Annotated in this window: 22 protein-coding genes; 16 read left to right on the top strand and 6 right to left on the bottom strand. The window is 72.5% G+C overall.

The genetic code is table 11. The features are described from left to right. Nucleotides 1–62 precede the first annotated feature (62 nt). Nucleotides 63–671: an RDD family protein gene (locus ACIHEJ_RS12290; RefSeq protein ID WP_400134553.1), complete on the top strand. Its 609-nt coding sequence runs from the start codon at nt 63–65 to the stop codon at nt 669–671. On the opposite strand, the gene ACIHEJ_RS12285 is transcribed toward ACIHEJ_RS12290, so the two are convergent. Next, nucleotides 626–1327, bottom strand: a complete 702-nt coding sequence (locus tag ACIHEJ_RS12285) for a hypothetical protein (RefSeq protein ID WP_400134552.1) — start codon at nt 1325–1327, stop codon at nt 626–628. The genes ACIHEJ_RS12290 and ACIHEJ_RS12285 overlap by 46 nt on opposite strands. A 373-nt stretch (nt 1328–1700) precedes the next feature. On the opposite strand from ACIHEJ_RS12285, the gene ACIHEJ_RS12280 reads away from it, so the two are divergent. The 7 genes from ACIHEJ_RS12280 to ACIHEJ_RS12250 all read left to right on the top strand — a co-directional run bounded on the left by ACIHEJ_RS12280 (nt 1701) and on the right by ACIHEJ_RS12250 (nt 12283). Further along, nucleotides 1701–3227 (top strand): leucyl aminopeptidase, encoded by a 1527-nt coding sequence (locus ACIHEJ_RS12280; protein WP_400134551.1) that lies wholly within the window; start codon nt 1701–1703, stop codon nt 3225–3227. A gap of 373 nt (nt 3228–3600) precedes the next feature. Beyond that, entirely contained in the window at nt 3601–4989 is a 1389-nt protein-coding gene (gene lpdA, locus ACIHEJ_RS12275) for a dihydrolipoyl dehydrogenase (RefSeq protein ID WP_400134549.1), read from the top strand. Between the two features lie 61 nt (nt 4990–5050). Beyond that, entirely contained in the window at nt 5051–6853 is a 1803-nt protein-coding gene (gene sucB, locus ACIHEJ_RS12270; RefSeq protein WP_400134547.1) for a 2-oxoglutarate dehydrogenase, E2 component, dihydrolipoamide succinyltransferase, read from the top strand. 183 nt (nt 6854–7036) lie between these two features. Next, nucleotides 7037–7660 (top strand): GntR family transcriptional regulator, encoded by a 624-nt coding sequence (locus ACIHEJ_RS12265; RefSeq protein WP_031173098.1) that lies wholly within the window; start codon nt 7037–7039, stop codon nt 7658–7660. Between the two features lie 262 nt (nt 7661–7922). Next, on the top strand, nt 7923–10625 hold the full coding sequence (gene aceE, locus ACIHEJ_RS12260; RefSeq protein ID WP_400134545.1) for a pyruvate dehydrogenase (acetyl-transferring), homodimeric type: 2703 nt from the start codon (nt 7923–7925) through the stop codon (nt 10623–10625). 86 nt (nt 10626–10711) lie between these two features. Further along, nucleotides 10712–11698, top strand: a complete 987-nt coding sequence (locus ACIHEJ_RS12255) for a helix-turn-helix transcriptional regulator (RefSeq protein ID WP_400134543.1) — start codon at nt 10712–10714, stop codon at nt 11696–11698. Between the two features lie 66 nt (nt 11699–11764). Further along, nucleotides 11765–12283 carry a DUF4240 domain-containing protein gene (locus tag ACIHEJ_RS12250; RefSeq protein ID WP_400134541.1) on the top strand — a complete coding sequence of 173 codons (519 nt, stop codon included), beginning with the start codon at nt 11765–11767 and terminating at the stop codon, nt 12281–12283. Between the two features lie 13 nt (nt 12284–12296). Here the strand turns inward: ACIHEJ_RS12250 and ACIHEJ_RS12245 are convergent, their stop codons facing one another. Together ACIHEJ_RS12245 and ACIHEJ_RS12240 are read right to left on the bottom strand one after the other, a co-directional pair. Then, nucleotides 12297–12524: a hypothetical protein gene (locus tag ACIHEJ_RS12245; RefSeq protein ID WP_400134539.1), complete on the bottom strand. Its 228-nt coding sequence runs from the start codon at nt 12522–12524 to the stop codon at nt 12297–12299. 73 nt (nt 12525–12597) lie between these two features. Beyond that, nucleotides 12598–13416 (bottom strand): peptidoglycan recognition protein, encoded by an 819-nt coding sequence (locus tag ACIHEJ_RS12240; RefSeq protein ID WP_400134538.1) that lies wholly within the window; start codon nt 13414–13416, stop codon nt 12598–12600. Between the two features lie 196 nt (nt 13417–13612). Between ACIHEJ_RS12240 and ACIHEJ_RS12235 the strand changes: the two genes are divergently transcribed. Next, the gene (locus ACIHEJ_RS12235) at nt 13613–14797 is read left to right on the top strand and encodes a MarP family serine protease (protein WP_400134535.1); all 1185 of its coding nucleotides are present in this window, start codon (nt 13613–13615) and stop codon (nt 14795–14797) included. Nucleotides 14798–14815: 18 nt separating this feature from the next. Here ACIHEJ_RS12235 and ACIHEJ_RS12230 read toward each other — a convergent pair whose 3' ends face one another. Beyond that, complete coding sequence (locus tag ACIHEJ_RS12230; protein WP_400134534.1) at nt 14816–15304, bottom strand: GNAT family N-acetyltransferase; 489 nt, start codon at nt 15302–15304, stop codon at nt 14816–14818. 73 nt (nt 15305–15377) lie between these two features. Between ACIHEJ_RS12230 and ACIHEJ_RS12225 the strand changes: the two genes are divergently transcribed. Continuing rightward, entirely contained in the window at nt 15378–16271 is an 894-nt protein-coding gene (locus tag ACIHEJ_RS12225) for a TIGR01777 family oxidoreductase (protein WP_400134532.1), read from the top strand. Between the two features lie 192 nt (nt 16272–16463). After that, nucleotides 16464–17828, top strand: coding sequence for an NAD(P)/FAD-dependent oxidoreductase (locus ACIHEJ_RS12220; RefSeq protein ID WP_400134530.1), 1365 nt, complete (start codon nt 16464–16466; stop codon nt 17826–17828). A 96-nt stretch (nt 17829–17924) separates the two neighbouring features. On the opposite strand, the gene ACIHEJ_RS12215 is transcribed toward ACIHEJ_RS12220, so the two are convergent. After that, nucleotides 17925–19376: a regulator gene (locus tag ACIHEJ_RS12215; protein ID WP_400134528.1), complete on the bottom strand. Its 1452-nt coding sequence runs from the start codon at nt 19374–19376 to the stop codon at nt 17925–17927. A gap of 232 nt (nt 19377–19608) precedes the next feature. Here ACIHEJ_RS12215 and lipB point away from each other — a divergent pair, with 232 nt between their 5' ends. From lipB to ACIHEJ_RS12195, 4 genes are all read left to right on the top strand, one after another. Next, nucleotides 19609–20406, top strand: coding sequence for a lipoyl(octanoyl) transferase LipB (gene lipB, locus ACIHEJ_RS12210; RefSeq protein WP_400134526.1), 798 nt, complete (start codon nt 19609–19611; stop codon nt 20404–20406). 119 nt (nt 20407–20525) lie between these two features. Beyond that, on the top strand, nt 20526–21491 hold the full coding sequence (gene lipA / locus ACIHEJ_RS12205; protein ID WP_400134525.1) for a lipoyl synthase: 966 nt from the start codon (nt 20526–20528) through the stop codon (nt 21489–21491). A 229-nt stretch (nt 21492–21720) separates the two neighbouring features. Further along, on the top strand, nt 21721–21918 hold the full coding sequence (locus tag ACIHEJ_RS12200; protein ID WP_208901281.1) for a hypothetical protein: 198 nt from the start codon (nt 21721–21723) through the stop codon (nt 21916–21918). A 58-nt stretch (nt 21919–21976) separates the two neighbouring features. Next, nucleotides 21977–22666, top strand: a complete 690-nt coding sequence (locus tag ACIHEJ_RS12195) for a DUF4191 domain-containing protein (RefSeq protein WP_400134522.1) — start codon at nt 21977–21979, stop codon at nt 22664–22666. Nucleotides 22667–22688: 22 nt separating this feature from the next. On the opposite strand, the gene ACIHEJ_RS12190 is transcribed toward ACIHEJ_RS12195, so the two are convergent. Beyond that, entirely contained in the window at nt 22689–23825 is a 1137-nt protein-coding gene (locus tag ACIHEJ_RS12190) for a ferritin-like protein (protein ID WP_400134521.1), read from the bottom strand. A 203-nt stretch (nt 23826–24028) separates the two neighbouring features. On the opposite strand from ACIHEJ_RS12190, the gene ACIHEJ_RS12185 reads away from it, so the two are divergent. Further along, nucleotides 24029–25153, top strand: coding sequence for a nitrous oxide reductase family maturation protein NosD (locus ACIHEJ_RS12185; protein WP_400134519.1), 1125 nt, complete (start codon nt 24029–24031; stop codon nt 25151–25153). The last annotated feature ends 42 nt before the right edge of the window (nt 25154–25195 follow it).

The raw sequence follows: 25195 nt of genomic DNA, 5'->3' as shown, positions 1-25195 counted from the left end.
CGCCCGAGGGCTAAGCTCGTCGCCCGTACACGGACAGGACAGTTGCACATCGGGGGAGTTCCGTGCTGAAGCTGCGCCGCTTCACGGCTTGGTTCATCGACTTCGCGCTGGTGGTGGGGGCGGCCTCGCTGCTCGCGATATTCACCTTCCACCGGATCACCGCGCTCGTCACCGACGTTCCGGAGCTGGCCACGAAGGGCGGCCTCGGCCTGGTGACCTCGCGCGGTGACGTCATCGGCGTCTCCGAGCACCTCGGGCTGTCGCTGTGGGACAAGGTGGTGCTGGACGTGGAGGAGGCGTTCGGGGCCCTCGTCCTCGTCACGTTCCTCTACCAGTGGGCCTGCCTCGCCCTGCTCGGCCGCACCCTCGGCAAGGGTCTGCTCGGCCTGAGGGTCACCCCGCGGCTGTCCCGGCACGCCCTGCGCCGGGCCGCCGTCACCACCGCCGCCGACGTGGCCGTCTACGCGGTGGCGTGCATGCTGCTGGTCGAGGGCCGGTTCCTGCTGTCGGTGCTGGTGTGGGCGTTCGCGGTGGTGCTGTTCCTGGTGAACGCGATGCCGGTGCTCTTCCCCGGCCGTCGCTCCCTCGCCGACCGGCTGGCCGGCACCGCGGTCGAGGGAGCGTTTCAGCGGGCGGAGGCCAAGCCGTGGGGCAGCGTGCCCCAGGGGTGAGCGCCGGCGCCGGGCACCGCGCAGTGCACGGCGGCGCCCCGTACGTCGACATAGCTGGTGAAGCCGGCGCGGGGCCGGGCGGCGAAGCCGTAACTCTCGTCCACCGAGGACGAGTTGTCCTCGAAGGAGAAGGAGCCGCGCAGACACCCGAAGGGGCCGCTCCGGCCGGCCGTGGTGACGGTGGCGGTGCGCCCGTCGAGCTGCCCGGCGTAGCCGCCCGCGTCCGTGTAGTCGAGGCCGACCTCGGGGTGGGCCCAGGTGTAGGCGTCGAGCTGGGGGATGCCGTACGGCTTCTCGTACGACTCCAGGGCCGTCTGCTCGGCCGAGCCCGCACCGAAGGGGGCCTCGTTCGGCAGGACCACGCCCTGGAACTTCGCCCGGGGCCGGCCCCCGGCCGTGTCGCTCAGGAAGGCGGCGTCGACGGTCGGCCGCGCCGAGTCGCCCAGGTCGATCCGGGTGTACGGGATGCCCTCGCTCTTCAGCTGGGCGGTGATGGCGCCGACCGGGCCCGCGCCGTCGTCGACCACGAGGACCCTGAGGTCGATGCGTGGATCGGTGGCCGCCGACGCGCCCGGCGCGGCGAGACCGAGCGTGAGCATGCCCGCGGCGGTCGCGGTGACGCCGGCTGTTCTCCAGCGGTGCGCACGGTGAGTCATGGAAAGGTTCCTCCCCCCAGAGGATCCTCCGCGCCCGGCCCCGAGGGTCTCGAGGCCCTCTGCGGCGGCCACGGAGGGTCGGTCGGCAACACGCGTTCCGGCGGGCGACGGGCCCGCCGGAACGCGACGACTATGGCTGGTTCCCCGGTGCCCGGGGGACAGAAGTGGCCACGACGCCACGCACAGGTGAACACCCGAAGGAATGAGCGAACGCGTACACGCGCGTAGTCTCGTCCCGGGTGTTCGCCGACACAGTGAAGGCCCCGGTTGCCGTCCGCCTCCAGGCATGGATCTAGGGTCGGCTCCCGGGCCCGGTCGACCCCACCCCGCATCGGCCACAGCAACTTCACATCGGAAGCGAGATTTCACCACCGTGACTGCTCTGACTCTCAGCACCGCCGCGGCGGCCGGCCTGCGCGCCGACGCCATCGTGATCGGTGTCGCCAAGGGTGCCAAGGGCCCCGTCGTCGCGCCGGGCGCCGAGGCCGTCGACAAGGCGTACGACGGCAGGCTCGCCGGCGTCCTGGAGACCCTCGGCGCCTCGGGTGCCGAGGGCGAGTTGACGAAGCTGCCCGCCCCGGCCGGCTTCAAGGCCCCGCTCGTGGTGGCGGTGGGTCTGGGCGCGGAGCCCGAGAAGGACGCCGGGTTCGACGCCGAGCCGCTGCGCCGGGCCGCCGGCGTGGCCGCCCGGGCGCTCGCCGGCTCCCGGAAGGCCGCGTTCGCGCTCCCCGTCGACAGCCCCGGCGCCGTCGAGGCGATCGGCGAGGGCGTGCTGCTCGGCGCGTACTCCTTCGACACCTACAAGGAGAACGCCCGCGACGCCAAGGCCAAGAACGGCAAGGCGCCGCTGGCCGAGGCCGCGCTGCTCGGCGGCAAGCCGCGTGACGCCGCCCACAAGGGTGCCGTCGCCCGGGCCGTCGCGGTCTCCGAGGAGCTGAACCGCGCCCGCGACCTGATCAACACCCCGCCGAACGACCTCACGCCCGCGATCTTCGCCGGCATCGCGCAGACGGCGGCCAAGGAACACGGCATCAAGGTGCAGGTGCTCGACGACAAGGCCCTGGTCAAGGGCGGCTACGGCGGCATCCTCGGCGTCGGCGGCGGCTCGGCCGCGACCCCGCGCCTGGTGAAGCTGTCGTACACGCACCCGAAGGCCGAGAAGCACCTCGCCTTCGTCGGCAAGGGCATCACCTACGACTCGGGCGGCATCTCGCTGAAGCCGGCCGGGCACAACGAGACGATGAAGTGCGACATGAGCGGTGCCGCCGCCGTGTTCGCCGCGGTCGTCGCCGCCGCGCGGCTCGGCCTCGAGGTCAACGTCACCGGCTGGCTGGCGCTGGCCGAGAACATGCCGTCCGGCTCGGCCGTGCGCCCGGGTGACGTGCTGCGCATGTTCAGCGGCAAGACGGTGGAGGTCCTCAACACCGACGCCGAGGGCCGCCTGGTCCTGGCCGACGCGCTGTGGGCGGCCTCGCTGGAGAAGCCGGACGCGATCGTCGACGTGGCCACGCTGACCGGCGCGATGATGCTGGCGCTGGGCAGCCGGACGTTCGCTGTCATGGCCAACGACGACGCGTTCCGCTCCGCGGTGTACGAGGCCGCGGAGGAGGTCGGCGAGCCCGCGTGGCCGATGCCGCTGCCGGAGCACCTGCGCAAGGGCATGGAGTCCCAGGTCGCCGACATCGCGAACATGGGCGAGCGGATGGGCGGCGGCCTGGTCGCCGGTCTGTTCCTGCGCGAGTTCGTGGGCGAGGGCGTCACGTGGGCGCACCTGGACATCGCCGGGCCGGCGTTCAACGAGGGCGGCCCGTTCGGCTACACGCCGAAGGGCGGCACGGGTTCGGCGGTGCGCACGCTGGTGCGGCTGGCCGAGCTGACCGCGGCGGGTGACCTGGGCTGAGCCGCCCGAGAGTGCGGGCCGACCGTAGTACGGCGGCTGCGGGGCGCGGGGGCTGTCCGCACAGCTCTCCGCGCCCCGGCTCGGCAGCCGTTGACCTGCACGACGAGCTCGCGCGCGGGCGTGTTCGCGCCCACGCGGCACAGCCGCACATCGGCACAGCCCCGCGTCCTCACGTGCCCGCACCTTCGTTTTCAGCTGTACGTGGGGTGTCTCACACTCCAGCCCGGCGTCTCGTCCGCCTCGAACAAGTGCAAAGATGGAGCCCGGCAGGACAGGGCCCCCACCGAAGGGCCGAAGCATCAAGCGGCCGGACACCAGCCGCCCGCCGGTCATCGGAGATCGGCGCAAGGCGCACATGCATGGAGGACGTGACGTGGCGAACGACGCCAGCACCGTTTTCGACCTAGTGATCCTCGGCGGTGGTAGCGGTGGTTACGCCGCGGCCCTGCGCGGGGCGCAGCTGGGCCTGGACGTCGCCCTGATCGAGAAGGACAAGGTCGGCGGCACCTGCCTGCACCGGGGTTGCATCCCCACCAAGGCCCTGCTGCACGCGGGCGAGATCGCCGACCAGGCCCGCGAGAGCGAGCAGTTCGGTGTCAAGGCCACCTTCGAGGGCATCGACGTGCCGGCCGTCCACAAGTACAAGGACGGCGTCATTTCCGGCCTGTACAAGGGTCTGCAGGGTCTCATCGCGTCCCGCAAGGTGACGTACATCGAGGGTGAGGGGCGTCTGTCCTCCCCCACCTCCGTCGACGTGAACGGCCGGCGGATCCAGGGCCGCCACGTCCTGCTGGCGACCGGCTCCGTGCCGAAGTCGCTGCCGGGTCTGGAGATCGACGGCAACCGGATCATCTCCTCCGACCACGCCCTCGTCCTGGACCGCGTGCCGAAGTCCGCGATCATCCTGGGCGGCGGTGTCATCGGCGTCGAGTTCGCCTCGGCGTGGAAGTCCTTCGGCGCCGAGGTCACGGTCATCGAGGGCCTGAAGCACCTCGTCCCGGTCGAGGACGAGAACTCTTCGAAGCTTCTTGAGCGCGCGTTCCGCAAGCGCGGCATCAAGTTCAACCTCGGCACCTTCTTCCAGAAGGCCGAGTACACCCAGGACGGCGTGAAGGTCACCCTGGCGGACGGCAAGGAGTTCGAGGCCGAGGTCCTCCTCGTCGCCGTCGGCCGTGGCCCGGTCTCGCAGGGCCTGGGCTACGAGGAGGCCGGGGTCGCCATGGACCGCGGTTACGTCCTCGTCGACGAGTACATGCGGACCAACGTTCCGACCATCTCCGCCGTCGGTGACCTGGTCCCGACGCTCCAGCTCGCGCACGTCGGCTTCGCCGAGGGCATCCTGGTGGCGGAGCGTCTGGCCGGTCTGAAGGTCGTTCCGATCGACTACGACGGTGTCCCGCGGGTGACGTACTGCCACCCGGAGGTCGCCTCCGTGGGCATCACCGAGGCCAAGGCCAAGGAGATCTACGGCGCGGACAAGGTCGTCGCTCTGAAGTACAACCTGGCGGGCAACGGCAAGAGCAAGATCCTGAACACCTCGGGCGAGATCAAGCTCGTCCAGGTCAAGGACGGTGCCGTGGTCGGCGTCCACATGGTCGGCGACCGCATGGGTGAGCAGGTCGGCGAGGCCCAGCTGATCTACAACTGGGAGGCGCTGCCGGCCGAGGTCGCCCAGCTCATCCACGCCCACCCGACGCAGAACGAGGCGATGGGCGAGGCGCACCTGGCGCTCGCCGGCAAGCCGCTGCACTCCCACGACTGAGCCTTCGGTCCACGGGCGCGACGACACAGACTTCCGCAATTCGTTAGGAGCAACCGAAACCATGGCGGTTTCCGTAACCCTTCCGGCGCTCGGTGAGAGCGTCACCGAGGGCACTGTCACCCGCTGGCTGAAGGCCGAGGGCGAGCGCGTCGAGGCCGACGAGCCGCTGCTCGAGGTCTCGACCGACAAGGTCGACACCGAGATCCCCTCGCCCGCCGCCGGCGTGCTGGCCTCCATCAAGGTCGCCGAGGACGAGACCGTAGAGGTCGGCGCCGAGCTGGCCGTCATCGACGACGGCTCGGGCGCCCCCGCGGCCGCCCCGGCCCCCGCCGCCGAGGAGGCTCCGGCCCCGGCCGCCGAGCCCGCCCCGGCCGCCCCCTCCACCGAGCAGGCCGCCCCCGCCCCGGCGCCGACCGCCGAGGCCGCTGCCGGCGCCGGCTCCGCCGAGGGCACGGACGTGGTCCTGCCCGCGCTCGGTGAGTCCGTCACCGAGGGCACCGTCACCCGCTGGCTGAAGTCGGTCGGTGACTCCGTCGAGGCCGACGAGCCGCTGCTCGAGGTCTCCACGGACAAGGTCGACACCGAGATCCCGGCGCCCGCCTCCGGCGTGCTGCTCGAGATCGTGGTGAACGAGGACGAGACCGCCGAGGTCGGCGCCAAGCTCGCCGTCATCGGTGCCCCGGGTGCCGCCCCGGCCGCCGCTGCCCCGGCCGCTCCGGCCGCCCCGGCCCCGGCTCCGGCCCCCGCCGCTCCGGCCGCTCCGGCCGCCCCGGCTCCGGCTCCGGCCCCCGCCGCTCCGGCCGCGCCCGCCGCTGCCGCCCCGGCTCCGGCCCAGCCCGCGGCTCCGGCGCCCGCCCCGGCTCCGGCCCCGGTCACCCCGGCTGCGGCGCCCACCGCGCCGACCGCCACCCAGGCGACCGACGAGGGCGCGTACGTCACCCCGCTGGTGCGCAAGCTCGCCGCCGAGAACGGTGTCGACCTGGCCGGCGTCAAGGGCACCGGCGTCGGCGGCCGCATCCGCAAGCAGGACGTCATCGCCGCCGCCGAGGCCGCGAAGGCCGCCGCCGCTGCCCCGGCTCCGGCCGCTGCCGCTGCCGCCGCCGCGCCCGCCGCGAAGAAGGCCCCCGCCCTGGAGGCCTCCCCGCTGCGCGGCCAGACCGTCAAGATGCCCCGCATCCGCAAGGTCATCGGCGACAACATGGTCAAGGCGCTGCACGAGCAGGCGCAGCTGTCGTCGGTCGTCGAGGTCGACGTCACCCGCCTGATGCGCCTGCGCGCCCAGGCCAAGGACTCCTTCGCCGCGCGCGAGGGCGTCAAGCTCTCCCCGATGCCGTTCTTCGTGAAGGCGGCGGCCCAGGCGCTGAAGGCCCACCCGGTCGTCAACGCCAAGATCAACGAGGCCGAGGGCACGATCACCTACTTCGACTCCGAGAACATCGGTATCGCGGTGGACTCCGAGAAGGGCCTGATGACCCCGGTCATCAAGCGCGCGGGCGACCTCAACATCGCCGGCATCGCCAAGGCCACGGCGGAGCTGGCCGGCAAGGTCCGCGCCAACAAGATCACCCCGGACGAGCTGTCCGGTGCGACCTTCACCATCTCCAACACCGGTTCGCGCGGCGCGCTGTTCGACACGATCATCGTGCCGCCGGGCCAGGTCGCGATCCTCGGCATCGGTGCCACGGTCAAGCGTCCGGCCGTCATCGAGACCGAGGAGGGCACGGTCATCGGCGTCCGCGACATGACCTACCTGACCCTCTCCTACGACCACCGCCTGGTGGACGGCGCCGACGCGGCCCGTTACCTGACGGCGGTCAAGCAGATCCTGGAGGCGGGCGAGTTCGAGGTCGAGCTCGGCCTGTAGTCCCCGGCTCCTGTGCCTGTACGACGCCCCGTCCGGAGCTTTCTCCGGACGGGGCGTTTCGTGTTTGTCGGCACACGGTGCGTGTAAGGCTCGTCTCACCTGCGCAAAAGCGCCCCCGCACGCCGTACCCCCGGAGCGAACCCGCCGTATTGTCTAAACGTCAGCCCTCCCTAAGGAGCCCCCATGACCGCGCCCGTCGTCCACTCGCTGCGCGAGCAGATCCGCGAGCACATCGTGGAAGGAATCGTGAGCGGGCGCTGGCAGCCGGGAGAGCGCATCGTCGAGCGGCGGATCGCCACGGAGCTGGAGGTCAGCCAGACCCCGGTACGCGAGGCCCTGCGCGAGCTGGAGTCGCTGCGCCTGATCGAGTCGGCCCCCAACAAGGGCGTCCGTGTCCGCAATCTGACCGCGGCGGACCTGGAGGAGAGCTACCCGGTCCGGGCCGGCCTGGAGGCCATCGCGGCGGAGCTCGCGGCCGAGCGCCTCGCGGTGGACTGCTCGGCCCTGGAGCCGCACGTGGCGGCGCTCTACGACGCCGACCGGCAGGCCGACGGCACCGCGCAGGTCCGTCACACGGTCGGCTTCCACCGGGAACTGGTCCGCGCGGCGGACAACTCGGTGCTGCTGCACACCTGGGAGGGCCTGGGCATCGAGGTGTTCACCGCGCTGTCCATCCGCTGGCTGGGCACGGTGCAGCAGTCGTACGCCGAGGAGCACGAGGAGCTGGTGCAGGCGTTCAAGCGCCGGGATCCACGGATCGCGGAACTGGTGAAGGCACACGTCCTGGGGTGCGCCCCGCGCCCGTGACCGCACCCGAGCGTCCCCCCGCTCACCTGCGAAAACCCACCCTTTTCGGCGTCACCCGGTGCCATCGGCAAAGGCACCCGGTGCCGACTTTCTCGAAATCGAGAGGTTTTCGCCCTCAACCCTTTGATCGATCATCGATCAGGGAGTTACAGTCGCCGACGGACCTCCACCGAGGTCCGCTGCCCTGTCCTGCCAAAGACACAAGGGCACACCCGAACCCTTACCTGTGAGGGAACCCCCTTCGACTGAGGAAGGCGGCGACATGACCGACCCCAACGCCATCCAGCCGAGCGCGCTCGACCAGCTCCCGGACCGCGACCCGGAGGAGACCGCCGAGTGGCAGGCCGCCCTCGACGCCGTCGCCAGGGAGGCCGGGCCGCACCGCGCCGCGTACCTGATGCGGCGCACGCTGGAGCGCGCCGAGGCGGGCGGCATCGCGCTGCCGAAGCTCCTCGAGACGGACTACGTCAACACCATCCCCACCTCCGCGGAGCCGGGCCTGCCCGGTGACCCGGAGATGGAGGCCCGGATCACCGCGTGGAACCGCTGGAACGCGGCCGCGATGGTGACCCGTGGCGCCAAGCACGGCGTCGGCGGCCACATCGCCACCTTCGCCTCCGCCGCCTGGCTGTACGAGACCGGCTTCAACCACTTCTTCAAGGGCAAGGAGGGCGACGGCTCCGGCGACCAGCTGTACATCCAGGGCCACGCCTCCCCCGGCATCTACGCCCGCGCCTTCCTCGACGGCCGGCTGAACGAGGCGCACCTGGACAACTTCCGCCAGGAGGCCGGCGGCAACGGCCTGCCGTCGTACCCGCACCCGCGCCGGCTGCCCTGGCTGTGGGAGTTCCCGACGGTGTCGATGGGCCTCGGCCCGCTCTCCGCGATCTACCAGGCGCGCTTCAACCGCTACCTCACCAACCGCGGCATCAAGGACGTCTCCGCCTCCCACGTCTGGGCCTTCCTGGGCGACGGCGAGATGGACGAGCCGGAGTCGACGGCGGCCCTCGCGCTCGCCGCCCGTGAGGAGCTGGACAACCTCACCTTCGTCATCAACTGCAACCTGCAGCGCCTCGACGGCCCGGTCCGCGCCAACTTCAAGATCGTGCAGGAGCTGGAGGCCCAGTTCCGCGGCGCCGGCTGGAACGTCATCAAGACGCTGTGGGGCACGGCCTGGGACGAGCTGTTCCAGCTCGACACCACCGGCGCGCTGGTACGCCGGCTGCGCGAGGTACCGGACGCGCAGATCCAGACGTACCAGACCCGCGGCGCCGCCTACATCCGCGAGGACTTCTTCGGCAAGGACCCGGCGCTCGCCGAGTTGGCGAAGCTGCTGAGCGACGACAAGATCCTCGAGTGCTTCCACCTCTCGCGCGGCGGTCACGAGGCCCGCAAGGTCTACGCCGCGTACAAGGCCGCCGTCGAGCACAAGGGCGCGCCGACCGTGATCCTGGCCCAGACGGTCAAGGGCCACACCCTCGGCGAGGGCTTCGCGTCGAAGAACGCCAACCACCAGATGAAGAAGCTGACGGTGGACGAGTTCAAGACGATGCGGGACCTGCTCGGCCTGCCGATCAAGGACAGCGACTTCGTCGACGGCGTGGTCCCTTACGGCCACCCGGGCGCCGACAGCCCCGAGGTCCGCTACCTCCAGGAGCGCCGCGCGGCCCTCGGCGGCCCGGCCCCGGCCCGCCGCACCCACGCCCTGGCCCCGCTGCCGGTCCCGGCCGAGAAGGCGTTCGCCTCCTTCGACAAGGGCTCCGGCTCGCAGAACGTGGCCACCACGATGGCCTTCGTCCGCCTGGTCAAGGACCTGGTCCGCGACAAGGAGACGGGCAAGCGCTGGGTGCCGATCGTCCCCGACGAGGCGCGCACCTTCGGCATGGAGTCGCTGTTCCCGTCGCTCGGGATCTACTCCCCCAAGGGCCAGACGTACGAGCCGGTCGACCGCGACCAGCTGATGTACTACAAGGAGGCCAAGAACGGCCAGATCCTCAACGAGGGGATCACCGAGGCCGGTTCGATGGCCGACTTCATCGCCGCGTCCAGCGCGTACGCGACGCACGGCGAGGCGATGATCCCGTTCTACATCTTCTACTCGATGTTCGGCTGGCAGCGCACCGCCGACCAGATGTGGCAGCTCGGCGACCAGCTCGGCCGCGGCTTCCTCGTCGGCGCGACGGCGGGCCGTACGACCCTCACCGGTGAGGGCCTGCAGCACGCCGACGGCCACTCCCCGGTCATCGCCGCGACCAACCCGGCCGCGCTGACGTACGACCCCGCGTTCGCCTACGAGATCGCGGTGATCGTCCGTGAGGGCCTGCGCCGGATGTACGGCGAGGCCAAGCCGGGCGAGGACCAGAACGTCTTCTACTACCTGACGGTCTACAACGAGCCGCTGCCGCAGCCGGCCAAGCCGGCCGGGCTCGGCATCGACGAGGGCATCGTCAAGGGCCTGTACCGCTTCAACACGGCGGAGTCCGCGGGCGTCACCGCCCCGGCCAACGCCCCGCGCATCCAGCTGCTCGGCTCCGGTACGGCGATCCACTGGGCGCTCGAGGCCCAGAAGCTGCTCGCCGAGGAGTGGGGCGTGGCCGCCGACGTGTGGTCCGCGACCTCCTGGTCCGAGCTGCGCCGCGACGCGCTGGAGGCGGACGCCGCCCTCCTGCGCGGCGAGGAGCGGGTGCCGTTCGTCCGCCAGGCGCTGCAGGGCGCCGAGGGTCCGGTGCTGGCCGTCTCCGACTACATGCGCCAGGTCCCGGACCAGATCGCGCAGTGGGTGGAGCAGGACTGGTCCTCGCTGGGCGCCGACGGCTTCGGTCTGTCGGACACCCGCGAGGCCGCCCGCCGCCACTTCGGCGTCGACGCCCAGTCGATCGTCGTCGCGGCCCTGGCCCAGCTCGCCCGCCGCGGCGAGGTGAAGGCCACGGCCGTGAAGGAGGCCCGGGAGAAGTACGGGCTGTAGTCACCGCTGTGTGACCGAGGTCCTGTGAAGGGGTACGGCCGTGGCCGTACCCCTTCCTTGTCGGTGGCCCCCGGCATCATGGGCGCATGCGTGCCGCCCGCCTCATCAAGATGGTGCTCCTCCTGCAGTCCAGGCCGTCCATGACCGCCGCCGAGCTCGCGCGGGAGCTGGAGGTCTCGGAGCGGACCGTGACGCGGGACGCGCAGGCGCTGTCGGAGGCGGGGGTCCCGGTGTACGCCGACCGGGGGCGGGCCGGCGGGTACCGGCTGGTCGGGGGGTACCGGACGCGGCTGACGGGGCTGGCCCGGAGCGAGGCCGAGGCGCTGTTCCTGAGCGGGGTGCCGGGGGCGCTGCGGGAGATGGGGCTCGAGGACGCCGCCTCGGCCGCGCGACTGAAGGTGACGGCCGCCCTGCTGCCCTCCCTGCGGGACGCCCCGGACAGCGCGGCGCGGCGGTTCCATCTGGACGCGCCCGCCTGGTTCCGGGAGCCGGAGACGCCTCCGCTGCTGCCGGCGGTGGCCGAGGCGGTGTGGGACGACCGGTGTGTCCGCGTCCGCTACCGGCGCGCGGACGGCGAGGTGGAGCGGACGCTGGAGCCGTACGGGCTCGTGCTGAAGGCGGGGGTCTGGTACCTGTGCGCCCGGGTGGCGGGCGGCGGCCCGTTCCGGACGTACCGGATCGACCGGTTCGGCGCGGTGGACGCCCTGGACGAGTGCTTCGACCGGGATCCCGGTTTCGACCTGCCCGGCCACTGGGCCGGACAGGCCGAGCGGTTCGCCCGCTCGATCCTGCGGGCCGAGGTCGTCGTACGGCTGTCCCCGGAGGGCGCGCGCAGGCTGCCGTACGCCGTCGATCCGCTCTCCGCTCGGGAGGCGCTGGCCGGGGCGCGGGAGCCGGACGCCGAGGGGTGGGTGACGGTGACCGTGCCGGTGGAGTCCGAGGAGGTCGCGCACGCCCAGCTGACCGCGCTCGGGCCGGAGGCGGAGGTGGTGGCACCGGCGGCCCTGCGGGAGCGGTTCGCGGGGGACGCGGCCCGGCTCGCCGCTCGGTACGGGCGTCCGGACGCCGGATAACGATCCGCCGTACTCCGCCCTACTCCGCGTGCGCCCCACCGGTGGAGGCCCGATGCTGGAGCCGTGATGGACGAGACGGAGTTCTGGGAGCTGATCGACGCCAGCCGCGAGGCCGCCGAGGGCGACCCCGAGGAGCAGGCCGACCTGCTGGTGGAGCGGCTGCTCCGGATGGACCCCGAACTGGTCCTGGACTTCGCCCGTCACTTCGAGGCCCGCTACAACCGCGCCTACCGCTGGGATCTGTGGGGCGCCGCCTGGGTGCTGCTGGACGGTGCCAGCGACGACGCGTTCGACTTCTTCCGGTGCTGGCTGATCGGCCAGGGGCGGGAGGTGTTCGAGGGGGCACTGCACGACCCGGACTCGCTGGCCGAGCTGCTGGACGACTTCGACGAGGAGGTCGACGGCGACGGCGAGGAGCTGGGGTACGCGGCGGACGAGGCCTACGAGCAGCTGACCGGCACGGTCGCGCCCGAGCTGGGCATCGCCCCGGCGCCCGCCGAGCCGGAGGGCAGGCCGGTCGACTTCGAGGACGAGCGGGCGCTCGCGGAACGGTATCCGCAGCTGTGGGACCGTTTCCGGGAGTAGCCTGCCGCCCCGGTCACCCGGCGGTGCGCCTGCGCACGGTGTCCGCCGGCAGATGCGCCCGGGTCTGCCCGGCCTTCACCGCGTGGTGCAGCGGGGCGGCGTTGGCCTGGTCGAGGGCGGACGCGGTGACCGCGGCCGGGCCGAGGACAACGGTCGCGACCGCGCCGAGAACGGCCCAGGGGCCGCCTCCGGTCCGGGGCCGGCCGGTCCGTTCCGCGGCTGCCGTACGACTGCTGTTCATGGGTCCCCACCTCCGGTCGGCCTGTGCCGTGCCCGACCGTAGGGCGCCGGGATCGGAGCGGGCTGCGTGCGGCCTATCGCCTGCCTGTGGACGCGGGCGGCGCGAACCGGCCCTGCAGCCGGGCGGCCTTCTGCCGGATCTCGGGGAGGCGCGCGACGAGGGCCGCGCCGGGGCAGTCGGTCCGGAAGCCGTCGCTGTGGCCGGCCACGACGGGCAGGGTGGCGGCGGTGCCGGCCTTGTAGCGGCTGAGGCTGTTGCTGGAGACCAGGCGGACGCGGTCGCGCGGGTCGATGTCGGCCAGGCCGAGTTTCCAGGCGACGAGGGCGGCGATCGCGTCGGTCATGGCCTGGGGCACCGGGACGCCGGCGGTGAAGGTGCCGAGGGCGGCGATGCCGGCGGTGCGGTGGTTGAAGCCCTGGGCGTGGGCGCCGGTGACGGGCCGGTCGACGCCTCCGGCACGGCCCTCGTAGATGGTGCCGCAGCGGTCGACGAGGAAGTTGTAGCCGATGTCGTCCCAGTGGCGGGCGCCGGTCTGGCCGGCGTACAGGTGCCGGATGAGGCGGGGCGCGTCCGCGCAGGCGTAGCCGCCCGGCGAGTCGGTGTGGTGCACGAAGACGGCGACCACCTCGTCGTCGTAGCGGGGCGGCGGCCCGCTGGGGCCGGGGGTGGGGCCGAGCCAGGCGGAGCGGGGCACGATGGCCGGCCGGCCGGCGCGGTGCACGGCGGCGGCCCGCGCCTCGGCGGGGTGGTCGAGGCGGACCGGGACGGGACGCTCGCCCCCGCGGGCGCACAGGGCGAGTGCGACGACGGCCAGCAGTCCGGGCAGGCAGCCGAGGAGCACCAGCACGGGGCCGGGTGTCAGGAATCCCGGCTTTCCGGGGACGACGCGCATGACCCCACTCTGTCCTCGCCCCATCCTGCCCGCGATGTGCGTTGTGCCACCTGGTGGAACCATCGTCCTGGTCCGGGACGTTTCTGGTGGTACACACGTAGTGGCCGGTTCGCCGTCCGGTGGCCGCTTGCGTGTGGGTGACTGATCAAGGGGCCCGTCCCGTCCGTACTGAGGGGTCCGAGAGAAAGGCGGCTCCGTGGACCTGCTCGACCTGGTGCTCGTGCTGGTGATGCTCGTCTACGCGGCGTCCGGTTACCGGCGGGGGCTGGTGGCCGGCTGTGTCTCTCTGGCCGGGTTCGTCGGCGGCGCCGTCGTCGGCGTGTGGGCGCTGCCGTGGGTGACGGCCCTGGTGGCGCGGGGTACGCCGACGGCGGCGGTCCTCGCGGTGCTGACGGTGCTGGTCCCGGCGGTGGTGGGGCACGGGCTGGCGGCCCGGCTGGCGCTGCGGCTGCGCGGGGAGCTGGACCGGGGTCCGCTGCGGGTGGCGGACGGCATCGGGGGCGCGGCGGCGAACGCGGTGGCGGTGCTGATCGTGGGCTGGGTGGCGGCGAGCGTGCTGGCCGCGGCCCCGGCGCAGACGCTGACGACGGCGATCCGGAACTCGACGCTGCTGGGCGCGGTGCAGAAGGCGATGCCGGACACGACGCCCGCCTGGTTCTCGCGGGCCACGTCGGCGCTGACGGAGGCGGGCTTCCCGCAGGTCTTCAACCCGTTCGAGAACGAGTCGACGGCCCAGGTGCCCCGGCCCACCGGCGACAGTGTGACGCCCGCCGCGTCGCACGCCGCCAAGGTGAGCACGGTGAAGATCGAGGGGCTCTCGGGCGGCGAGGGCCGGGAGGGCAGCGGCTTCGTCTACGCGGCGCGGCATGTGATGACCAACGCCCATGTGGTGGCGGGCATCGACCACCCGAGCGTGCGGGTGGGCGGCGTCGGGCGGTCGTACGCGGCGCGGGTGGTGCTCTTCGACCCGGATCGGGACGTGGCGGTGCTGTATGTGCCGGCGCTGCGCGCTCCGAAGCTGCGTTTCGACACGAGTGCCGTGCGCGGGGACTCCGCGGTGGTGGCGGGCTATCCGCAGGACGGGAGCCTGAATCTGCAGGCGGCGACGGTCGGGAGCCGGGTGGAGGCGACCGGCCAGAACATCTACAACGACCGCGCGGTCACCCGGGAGATCTACTCGATCCGCTCCACGGTCCGGCCGGGCAACTCCGGCGGCCCGCTGCTCACCGCCGACGGCCGGGTGTTCGGGGTGGTCTTCGCCCGCTCCACCTCGGACGCCGAGACGGGGTACGTGCTGACGGCGGCCGAGGTGGCGGCCGACGCACAGCACGCGGCCACGGCGACGGCGCGGGTGGACACGGGGAACCTGGTCAGCTCCTAGACGTCACGGGCTGCGGCATCACAGGCTGCGGCCCATGCACACGTCGTCCACGTAGCGGCCGTCGAGGAAGAACTCCCCCGGCAGCACGCCCTCGACGGCGAAGCCCTCGGAGGCGTACAGCGTGCGGGCCGGGGTGTTGTGCCCGAGCACGCGCAGGGTGAGGCGGCGCGCCCCGCGCTCGCGCGCCTCCTGTACGGCGGCCCGGATCAGCGCGCGCCCGATGCCCCGCCCACGGGCCTCCTCCGCCACGGTGAAGCCCTGGATCTGCAGCACGTGCGCGTTCGCGGCGAGCGGGGTCGGGCGGCCGAGGCGGACGTAGCCGACGGCGTGCCCGTCGAGTTCGGCGACCAGGTAGTCGCGCGGGACGTGGCGTTCGTCGAAGAACGGCTGGTACGGAGGCTGCGGCGCGGGCTGCACGGCGTGCAGCGTGGACCAGGTGGTCCGGTCGAGGAGGGCCAGCTCCTCGTCGTCGTCGGCCAGGGCGATGCGTATGTGGGGCTCGGGCATGCCGATCACCCTACGGCGGGCAGGAAAGGCCTCTCACCGGGTTTTGTGCCCGCCGGACCGTCATGCTGGGCCCATGGAACGTTCACGCATCGCGGTGGCCGGCGCGTCCGGTCTCATCGGCAGCGCCCTGGTGCGGTCCCTGACCGCGGACGGGCACGAGGTCGTACGACTGGTCCGCCGGGCAGCGGCCGGCCCGGGCGAGGTCTGCTGGGATCCCGAGGGACAGTACGTGGACGCGGCCGGGCTGATCGGCTGTGACGCGGTGGTCAATCTGGCCGGGGCCGGGATCGGCGACCGGCGGTGGACGCCGTCGTACAAGCGGCTGCTCCGGGACAGCCGGGTGCTGGGCACGGCGGCGCTGGCGGAGGCGGTGGCCGCGCTGCCCGAGCCGCCGCGGGTGTTCGTCAGCGGCAGCGCGATCGGCATCTACGGCGACACCGGCGACCGGGCGGTGGACGAGGACGCCCCGCCGGGTGACGGTTTTCTGCCCTCGCTGTGCGTGGAGTGGGAGGAGGCCGCGGCGCCCGCCCAGGAGGCGGGCGTGCGGACGGTGTTCGTGCGCACGGGGCTGGTGGTGGCCCGGGGCGGCGGGGCCTGGGGCCGGCTGTTCCCGCTGTTCCGGGCGGGGCTCGGGGGGCGGCTGGGCGACGGGCGGCAGTACTGGTCGTACATCGCGCTGGCCGACGAGGTCGCGGCGATCCGGCATCTCGTCGACGGCGCCACCCTGTCGGGACCGTTCAACCTGACGGCCCCGCAGCCGCTGACGAACCGTGAGATCACGGCGGCGATGGCCCGTGTGCTGCACCGCCCGGCCCCCTTCGCGGTTCCGGCACAGGTGCTGCGGGCGACGCTGGGCGAGATGGCCGGTGATGTGCTGAGCAGCCAACGGGTGCTGCCCAGGCGGCTGTTGGAGTCGGGATTCCGGTTCGCGTTCCCGGACATCGAGCAGGCCATCCGGGCGGCCTGACGGACACCAGCGGTGCCCTGCGGCCTCCTGCGACCTCTTGTGACCGTATGCGACCTCCATGCGACCGTGCCCTGTCGATGCGCGACTGTTTATGACCGATCACGGCCCTACCCTCGAGCCGAACTCGGGTATCGCTGGAGCCAGTTGGGGGCATGACGTCTCCACCGGCCGTGCAACCACAGGAGGGGCCTCGTGCTTGAGCCCGCGTACCAGGTGGACGTCGTCGTCGTGGGAGCCGGAACCGCCGGACTCTCGGCGGCTCATCGGCTGACCAGCGCAGGAATATCGACCGCGGTCCTGGAGGCCGCCCCCTACGTCGGCGGCCGTATGTCGACCGAGAAGATCGACGGCTTCCGGCTCGACCGCATCGGACAGCTGTTGTCCACGTCCTACCCGGAACTCCGCCTCACCCCCGGCCTGGACTCCCTGGCGCTGCGCCCCTTCGCGCCGGGCGTTTTGCTGCACCGCGACGGCCGCAGGCACCGCGCGGGCGCGCCGGCGGCCGGGGGGAGCACAAGGGGCGCACTCCATGTAGTGCGCGCCCTTGCGAGCGCTCCCCGCGGGGCGGCGGTCAGTCCCGTGCGGACCGGCGCGCCGGTGGGCGGCGCGGTCGACCAGGCCCGGTTGGGTGCCGCCCTGGGCCGGATCGCCTCGACCCCCGTCGACCGCATCCTGGCCCGACCGGAGATGCCCGCGGGCCAGGCCCTAGCCCGACGCGGAGTGCCGGCGCGGACCATCGACGGCTTCCTGCGTCCGCTGCTCGCCGCGCTGCTGTGCGACCCGGAGCTGAGCACGTCCAGTCGGTGCGCCGATCTGGCGCTGCGCGCCTTCGCGAGCGGCCGGCTGTGTGTGCCGGAGGGCGGTGCGGACATGCTTCCGGAGCTGCTGGCCCGGGCCCTGCCACCGGGGACCGTGCACACCGGGGTGCGGGTCACGTCCGTGTGCACGACCTCGGTGACCACCGCGGAGCACGGGGTGGTCCGCTGCCGGGCGGTGCTGCTGGCGACCGACGCGCGCGCCGCTGCGGAGCTGCTGCCGGGCCTGCGGGTGCCCGACTTCCACCCGGTGACCGTGGTCCACCACACCACCGACGACCCCACGGTGGCCTTCTCCACCGGCACCTCGCTGCTGCTGGACGCCGACCGGGGCGGGCCGGTGGCGCACACGGCGGTGCTCAGCAACGTCGACCCGAGCCGGGCGCCGGCCGGGCGGACGCTGATCGCCTCGACGGTGCTCGGCACCCCGCCCGAGGGCGTGGACACCGCCGTCCGCATCCACCTCTCGAGGCTCTACGGCACCTCGACGCGCCGCTGGGAGACGCTGGCCGTGCACCACACGCCGGAGGCGGTCCCGGCGATGCGCCCGCCGCACGACCTGCGCCGACCGGTACGGCTGCTGGCCGGCCTGTACGTGTGCGGCGACCACCGGGACACCAGCACGGTCCAGGGCGCCCTGCACTCGGCCCACCGGGCGGCCTCGGCGATCGTCTCCGACCTGGGCGCGGCGGGCTCGATGCACAGCGCGGACCCGGCGCCGACGCTGCCGCGGGCGGCGTGAGCGCCACGAAGGGGCGTGGGGAACCGCGCGGCCGGCCACGACGGCGGCCCGGAGAGCGGACACCCGCGCCCCTCGACGGCGCGTGGCGGCGCTGAGCTAGCCCAGCGCCGCCACCTTCTCCCGGTACCCCCGCACCGGCGCCGCGTCCTTGTACGGCTCCAGGCGCCGCTCGAAATCCTTCACGTACTCGATCGCGCGAGCGCTCCGCATCTCCGCCGCCTGCCCCGCCGCCTCCGCGGCCAGCGCGCAGGCCTGGTCGAGTTCGCCGAGGCCCAGTCGGGCCGTGGCGAGGACGACCCGGCAGAAGAGACGGCTCCGGGCGTAGGAGGGCGCCCGGAGCTGGAGGGAACGCTCGGCGTGCTGCGCGGCCGCCCGGAACTGCTGCAGGTCCCGGTGGCAGTGCCCGAGCTCGTCGGCGAGCTGGGCCTCGTCGAAGAACTTGGCCCAGTACGGCACCTCCTCCCCGGGCCGGGCCGCCTCCAGGGCGCGCTCGGCCCGGACCAGCGCCGCGGTGCACGCTCGTACCTCGCCGAGCACCCCGTGCGCCCTCGCCTCGGCGGCGTGCAGCAGCGCCTGCACGACCGGCGGCGCGCCGGTGCCGACCCCCTGCTGGGCGACCCGGGCGAGCTGCACGGCCTCCCTGCCGTGCCCGAGGTAGACGGCCTGGCGGCTCATGGTGACCAGGACGAAGGAGCCGTAGGGCCGGTCCCCGGCCGCCTGGGCCAGCCGCAGGGCCTGCACGAAATAGCGCTGGGCGAGCCCGTGGGCGGCGATGTCGTACGACGTCCAGCCCGCGAGCCGGGTCAGGTCCGCCGCCGCGGCGAACAGGCGGCGGCCGGTCTGCTCGTCGTACGCGCCCCGGAGCATCGGCTCGCACTCGTGCTCCAGGTAGCGCACGAGGGCCTGCCGGGCGTGCCCGCCGCCGAACCGGTCGTCGAGGGTGCGGAACAGCTCGCCCACCGAGCGCAGCGCGGCGATGTCCCCGCCGGAGACCCTGTGGCCGGGGGCACGCTCGGCCTGTCCGCGGATCCGGGGCGCCAGGAGGGACTTGACCGCGGCGGGGCGGACCTGCGCGGGTACCCGGGGTGCCGGTTCGCGGGCGACCCGGTCGTCCGGCTTGCCGATCAGCCAGTCCCGGCTGGGCACGACGAGCCCGGCCGGGGTGAAGGCGATCTTGCGCAGCTCGGCGTGGCTGCCGGAGTCCTTGCGCCACAGGCCGCTGACGATGTCGACGGCCTCCTCCGGGGTGGCCGCGAACTCGAGCCCGGCGTACACCGGCGCACAGGCGTCCAGGCCGAGGTCCTGGGCGGTGAGGCGGCGTCCGAGCCGGCGGGTGAAGACCTCGGCGATGAGGGCCGGGGTCGTACCGCGCGGCTGCTGACCGCGCAGCCAGCGGGTGACGGAGGTCTTGTCGTATCTGAGGTCCAGCCCGTGCTCCAGACCGAGCTGGTCGACGCGACGAGCCAGACCTGCGTTGGAGAACCCCGCTTCTGCGATGAGCGCGGCGAGCTGGCGGTTGGGGGTGCGCTGCGCGGGTCGGTCCGTCATCTGCGGTGCGGTCTCCTGCCTTCCGGGCCTCTGAAGTGCCCGGATTGCCTTTGAGCAGCCCTTATGGCCTCACGAACGGCGCGAATGTAGCGGAGAGTGAGCATGCGACCACATCATTCCCTCTGCATTCATCCGATCGTGTGAGAAAAGCCCGCACGGCTGACGTGCGCCGGGCGGACGTACAGTGGCGTGGGCGCGTTACGAGCCTGACATCGCGAGGGAGGCGCTTGCCGTGAGTGAGTTGCGGTTCGTCCGCATGGGTTTCGGTGCGGATGCCGTCGAGTACCAGCAGGCCTGGGACGAGCAGCGCCGGGTGCACACGGCCCGGTTCGCCGACGAGGTCCCGGACACCGTGCTGCTCCTGGAGCACCCGCCGGTGTACACGGCCGGCCGGCGCACCGAGGACAGCGAGCGCCCGCTGGACGGCACCCCGGTCGTCGACGTGGACCGCGGCGGCAAGATCACCTGGCACGGCCCGGGCCAGCTGGTGGGCTATCCGATCCAGAAGCTCCCGCGCCCGGTGGACGTGGTCGCGCATCTGCGCCGCCTCGAGGACGCGATGATCCGGGTGTGCGCCGAGTTCGGCGTCGAGACCTCCCGGGTCGAGGGCCGCGCCGGGGTCTGGGTGCTCGGTGACCCGGTCGAGCAGCGCCCCGCGCTCGGCGGTCTCACCCTCGACTTCGACCCGCGCACCGACGACGAGGAGTTCGACCACCGCCTCGTCGGCCCCGACTACGCCCCCTCGCGGGCGGGGCGCCGCCACGAGGACCGCAAGATCTGCTCCATGGGCATCCGCGTCGCCAAGGGCGTCACCATGCACGGCTTCGCCCTGAACGTGAATCCCGACACCTCGAACTTCGACAAGATCATCCCGTGCGGGATCCGGGACGCGGGCGTCACCTCCCTCTCGCACGAACTCGGCCGCGAGGTCACCATCGACGAGGTGCTGCCGATCGCCGAGAAGCACCTGCTGGACGTCCTCGGCGACGCGGACCTGAAGCCGCGGGTGATCGAGCGGGCGACCGCCTGACCCGCCCGGCCGTCCGGGGAATGCGCCCTGCGACCACGAGGTTGGTCTCACCGGCAGGGCGCAATGAACACGGGCGTACCCTGGTGTGCGCCGAGGAATCAAAGCTTAGGGAGCCGGTCGTGTCCGCAGTCGCACCCGACGGACGCAAGATGCTGCGCCTGGAGGTCCGCAACAGCCAGACCCCCATCGAGCGCAAGCCCGAGTGGATCAAGACCCGGGCGAAAATGGGCCCCGAGTACACGAAGATGCAGAACCTCGTGAAGAGCGAGGGCCTGCACACGGTCTGCCAGGAAGCCGGCTGCCCGAACATCTACGAGTGCTGGGAGGACCGCGAGGCGACCTTCCTCATCGGCGGCGACCAGTGCACCCGGCGTTGCGACTTCTGCCAGATCGACACCGGCAAGCCCGAGGCGCTCGACCGCGACGAGCCGCGCCGCGTCGGCGAGTCGGTGGTCACCATGGACCTGAACTACGCCACCATCACCGGTGTCGCCCGCGACGACCTGGAGGACGGCGGCGCCTGGCTGTACGCCGAGACCGTGCGCCAGATCCACGCGCAGACGGCGGAGCGCGAGGGCGGCCGTACGAAGGTCGAACTGCTGGCCCCCGACTTCAACGCGGTCCCCGAGCAGCTGGCCGAGGTCTTCTCCGCCCGCCCCGAGGTCTTCGCGCACAACGTCGAGACGGTCCCGCGGATCTTCAAGCGGATCCGCCCCGGCTTCCGCTACGAGCGCTCCCTGAAGGTCATCACCGAGGCCCGCGACTTCGGCCTGGTCACCAAGTCCAACCTGATCCTCGGCATGGGCGAGACCCGCGAGGAGGTCGGCGAGGCGCTGAAGCAGCTGCACGAGGCGGGCTGCGAGCTGATCACCATCACCCAGTACCTGCGCCCCTCCGTCCGGCACCACCCCGTCGAGCGCTGGGTGAAGCCGCAGGAGTTCGTGGAGCTGAAGGAGGAGGCCGAGCAGATCGGCTTCTCCGGCGTGATGTCCGGCCCGCTGGTGCGGTCCTCCTACCGTGCCGGGCGCCTGTACCAGATGGCCATCGAGAAGCGTGGCGCCTACATCGCCGTCCAGGCGGTGTGAGCCAAGCGTGTGAATTCACGCACAAGGTATTACCGGCCAGTAATGGCCGAGACGACGCGGTCCTGACCGTCCTCGCTGATGAGGGCACACGTCAGGGCCGCGTCAGCGTTTTACCGCCCCGCATCAAGGTTTCATTGGCGTTTGACCGCTCGGACACGCCCTGGTAACACCAATCAGTGACTCTCGTATCACGCCCCGTACATCGCTCGCTCCAAGGGGGACCTCGATCATGCAGGCCGCGCCCGTACGCGCCACCGCCATCCCGTCCTTCACCGACGCCCTCCGTGCCGTGGAGTCCCTGCTCATGAGCGGCGGTCAGCGCACCGCCCGCCGCAATGCCTGGACCTCCGTGCTGGAGGACCGCCGTCGCGCCAAGGACCGCGTGGAGGCACAGCGCTTCCTGGAGCAGGCCGCCGGCCGCTCCTGACCCGTCCGCCCGGGCACTGCCGTCGTCGGCACTCCACGGGCCACGTAGACTTCGTGACATGGCGAGGAAGGAACCCGCGGCGGACGCCGCGAACGCAGGGCGACTGAAGCAGATCGCTCTCACGTACAAGATGACCCGCAAGGCCGACAAGAAGATCGGTCTTGTACTCGCGGCCGTCGGCATCGGCACCCTCGGTGTCTTCCTCGCGATCGGCTTCTTGATCGGTCACCCGATCTATCTGGGCATCTTCGGCCTGCTGATCGCCCTGCTGGCGATGGCGATCGTGTTCGGCCGCCGGGCCGAGCGGGCCGCCTTCGGCCAGATGGAGGGTCAGCCGGGCGCCGCAGCGGCCGTGCTGGACAACATCGGCCGGGGCTGGACGACGACTCCTGCGGTGGCGATGAACCGCAGCCAGGACGTGGTGCACCGGGCGGTCGGCAAGGCCGGCATCGTGCTGGTCGCCGAGGGCAACCCGAACCGGGTGAAGAGCCTGCTGGCCGCCGAGAAGAAGAAGATGAACCGCATCGTCGCGGACGTGCCGGTGCACGATGTGATCGTGGGCAACGGCGAGGGCCAGGTGGAGCTGAAGAAGCTGCGCACCACCCTGCTGAAGTACCCGCGCGTGCTGACCGGTCCGCAGGTCACCGCCACCAACGACCGGCTGCGGGCGCTGGGCGACCTGATGACCAACATGCCGCTCCCCAAGGGCCCGATGCCCAAGGGGATGCGCATGCCCAAGGGCCGCTAGCGCGCCGGCCCCGGTCCTCCCCTCAGACAGGCCGGAACTGGGGGCCGTAGGTGCCCGGGGCGTTCGGGATCTTCGTCTCCATCAGCTGTACCGCCGGGCCCTCCATGCCGCGCATCGCGTGGACGGCCGCCCCCAGGGCGCTCGGGCCGCCGCCCCGCCAGGCCCTGTCGAGCGCGTCCAGCACCGCGTGGTAGGTGCCGTCGAACTGGGCCAGCAGCCGTCGCACGGGTGCCGGCGGGTGGGGCCGGCCGCCGGCCGGGACCCGGGCCATGGGGCGCGCGTCGGGGAAGGGCACGGCGGCGCCGGTGAAGTGCCAGCCGTGGGCCGTCCTGCGCAGTCGACGCCCGTGGTAGATCTCCGCGAAGGCGTAGTAGTGCGCCGGATGGTCGCCGTGGAAGGCGTCGGCCGGGGAGGCGGCGGTGCCCTCGCCCTGCTCCTTGATGATCTCGATGGAGCGCTCGACGTCGTCGAGGGTGCGCACCGGCCGCAGCACGTCGGAACCGATGCGGTCGGACAGCTGCCCCCGCGGCGAGAGGTGCGGCGCCGTCCTGCGGAACGCCGCCATCAGGTGGCCGTAGAAGTGACCGATGCTGTGCGCCTGCGTCGTCCGGGCGAGCGGGTGCTCCGGGGCCTCGATCGCCATCATCACGTCGTGCACGAAGGCCCTGGTGAGCCCCGAGAGGTACACGTGCACCCCGGGACGCACCCCGCCGGGCAGTGGTCCGGGGTAGTGGGGTGCCGCCTGCCTGATCCGGGGCCGGCCGCCGACGGCCACGAGCAGGTTGCAGACGACGCCCAGGTGGTACATCTCGTCGCCGACGACGCGCCGGATCAGCCGGGCGGCCTCGCCGCGGCGGTCCCTGATCGACCACCAGCCGCACAGGTACGGCGGGATGGTGGCGAGTTCGAGCTCCACGGCGACCTGCAGGGCACTGCGGAGCCAGCCGATCCCCCGGCCGGCCTCGGGCACGGCGAGCAGCCGCGCGACGGATCCGCAGCCGTCCGCACCGGCCGGACCGCCCGTCGGCCGGGCGTCGGCGTGTGCGGGATCGGCGGCCGGGACCGGCGCGGCGGCGGCCAGGGCGGCCGAGGTCAGGAGACTCCTGCGCCTGACCGGCGGGACCGCGGGCCCGTCCGGATGCTCACTCGTGCCCGTCACCGTCGCCTCCGCTCCCGGCGGTGCTCACCGCCGTGCCTTCGCCCCGGAGCACGTCCGGGACGTTTCGACAGCTCGCGAAGCTAGCAGCCGGGACGGCCGTCGCCCGGACACCGGGGCGCCGGTGGATGCGGACTCCCTCCTGACACGCCGCCGAACGGCGTATCCAGCCGGTAATCGGCTCATGCGCTCCTAACCTTCGGAATGTGACAAAACGCCAAATTACGTACCTCGCCTGCAGCGCGGCGCTTCTCGGCGCCGTCCTCACCACCAGCCCCGCGTCGGCCGCCCACCGGATGCATCTGGTGCACCCGGGTGAGTCGATCCAGAAGGCGGTGGACGCCGCGCGGACCGGCGACACGGTGGTCGTGCTGGCAGGCACGTACCACGAGAGCGTCACGGTGAAGACACCGGGAGTGACCCTGCGCGGTGTGGGCCCCGGTACGGTGATCAAGCCGACCGCGAAGCAGCTCGCGGCGGCCGCGGCGAGCACCGCGTCGGCCACGAAGAAGTCCACGCCGGGTGCCCGGAAGGCCTCCGTCAGCTGTGCGGAGGGAGGCAACGGCATCTGTGTGGTCGGGGCGAAGAACACGGCCCTGAAGAACGTCACCGTCTCCGACCTCACGGTGTCCGGCTTCCCACGGATCGGCCTGTGGTCGATGGGGACCGACCGGCTGACCGTGCGGCGGGTGTACGCCGTCGACAACGGGCAGTGGGGCATCGGCCAGGAGCACTCCACCCGGAGTCTCTTCCAGCACAACGTCGCCCGGGGAAGCGGTGACGCCGGCCTGTTCCTCGCCAACAACGTGACGGCCGAGGAGGGCGCCCGGGACACCCTGGGCACGGTGATCGAGGGCAACGACCTGGAGGCCAACCGCATCGGCATCACCGTCCGCCGGCTGCGCGACCTCTCCGTGACCCGCAACTACCTCACCGGCAACTGCGCAGGCGTGTTCGTCATCGGCGACGAGAACAAGCCGAAGGGCGGCGCCCTGACGGTCAGCGAGAACCGCGTCGTGCAGAACAACAAGTACTGCCCGAAGACCGACCGGCTGCCCTTCCTGCAGGGCTCCGGCATCGTGCTGACCGGCGTCGATAACACCCTGGTGACGCGGAACGTGGTCACCGGGCACTCCGGCAAGTCCCCGATGTCCGGCGGCATCGTCCTGTTCAAGAGCTTCGTGGGCGCGACCGGCGAGCGGAACCGGGTCACCGGCAACAGCCTGGCGGGCAACTCCCCCGCGGACCTCGTGAACCAGGAGAACGCCAAGAGCGCCAACGCCTTCGACCACAACGTCTGCCGGGCCTCGAAGCCGGCGGGGCTGTGCTGAGCGGACGCCCGTAACCCTTCCCCGAGCCCCATCCACGCAAGC

This window comes from Streptomyces sp. NPDC052301 (assembly GCF_044593395.1).
Taxonomy (GTDB): Bacteria; Actinomycetota; Actinomycetes; order Streptomycetales; family Streptomycetaceae; genus Streptomyces.
This window is presented reverse-complemented; position numbering and strand designations above follow the sequence as displayed.

What these genes read in the sequence shown, in the direction of transcription:
- ACIHEJ_RS12285 (WP_400134552.1), bottom strand. Translation starts at nt 1,327, where the DNA reads ATGACTCACCGTGCGCACCGCTGGAGAACAGCCGGCGTCACCGCGACC.
- sucB (WP_400134547.1), top strand. Translation starts at nt 5,051, where the DNA reads ATGGCGGTTTCCGTAACCCTTCCGGCGCTCGGTGAGAGCGTCACCGAG.
- ACIHEJ_RS12265 (WP_031173098.1), top strand. Translation starts at nt 7,037, where the DNA reads ATGACCGCGCCCGTCGTCCACTCGCTGCGCGAGCAGATCCGCGAGCAC.
- aceE (WP_400134545.1), top strand. Translation starts at nt 7,923, where the DNA reads ATGACCGACCCCAACGCCATCCAGCCGAGCGCGCTCGACCAGCTCCCG.
- ACIHEJ_RS12255 (WP_400134543.1), top strand. Translation starts at nt 10,712, where the DNA reads ATGCGTGCCGCCCGCCTCATCAAGATGGTGCTCCTCCTGCAGTCCAGG.
- ACIHEJ_RS12250 (WP_400134541.1), top strand. Translation starts at nt 11,765, where the DNA reads ATGGACGAGACGGAGTTCTGGGAGCTGATCGACGCCAGCCGCGAGGCC.
- ACIHEJ_RS12245 (WP_400134539.1), bottom strand. Translation starts at nt 12,524, where the DNA reads ATGAACAGCAGTCGTACGGCAGCCGCGGAACGGACCGGCCGGCCCCGG.
- ACIHEJ_RS12240 (WP_400134538.1), bottom strand. Translation starts at nt 13,416, where the DNA reads ATGCGCGTCGTCCCCGGAAAGCCGGGATTCCTGACACCCGGCCCCGTG.
- ACIHEJ_RS12230 (WP_400134534.1), bottom strand. Translation starts at nt 15,304, where the DNA reads ATGCCCGAGCCCCACATACGCATCGCCCTGGCCGACGACGACGAGGAG.
- ACIHEJ_RS12225 (WP_400134532.1), top strand. Translation starts at nt 15,378, where the DNA reads ATGGAACGTTCACGCATCGCGGTGGCCGGCGCGTCCGGTCTCATCGGC.
- ACIHEJ_RS12215 (WP_400134528.1), bottom strand. Translation starts at nt 19,376, where the DNA reads ATGACGGACCGACCCGCGCAGCGCACCCCCAACCGCCAGCTCGCCGCG.
- ACIHEJ_RS12200 (WP_208901281.1), top strand. Translation starts at nt 21,721, where the DNA reads ATGCAGGCCGCGCCCGTACGCGCCACCGCCATCCCGTCCTTCACCGAC.
- ACIHEJ_RS12195 (WP_400134522.1), top strand. Translation starts at nt 21,977, where the DNA reads ATGGCGAGGAAGGAACCCGCGGCGGACGCCGCGAACGCAGGGCGACTG.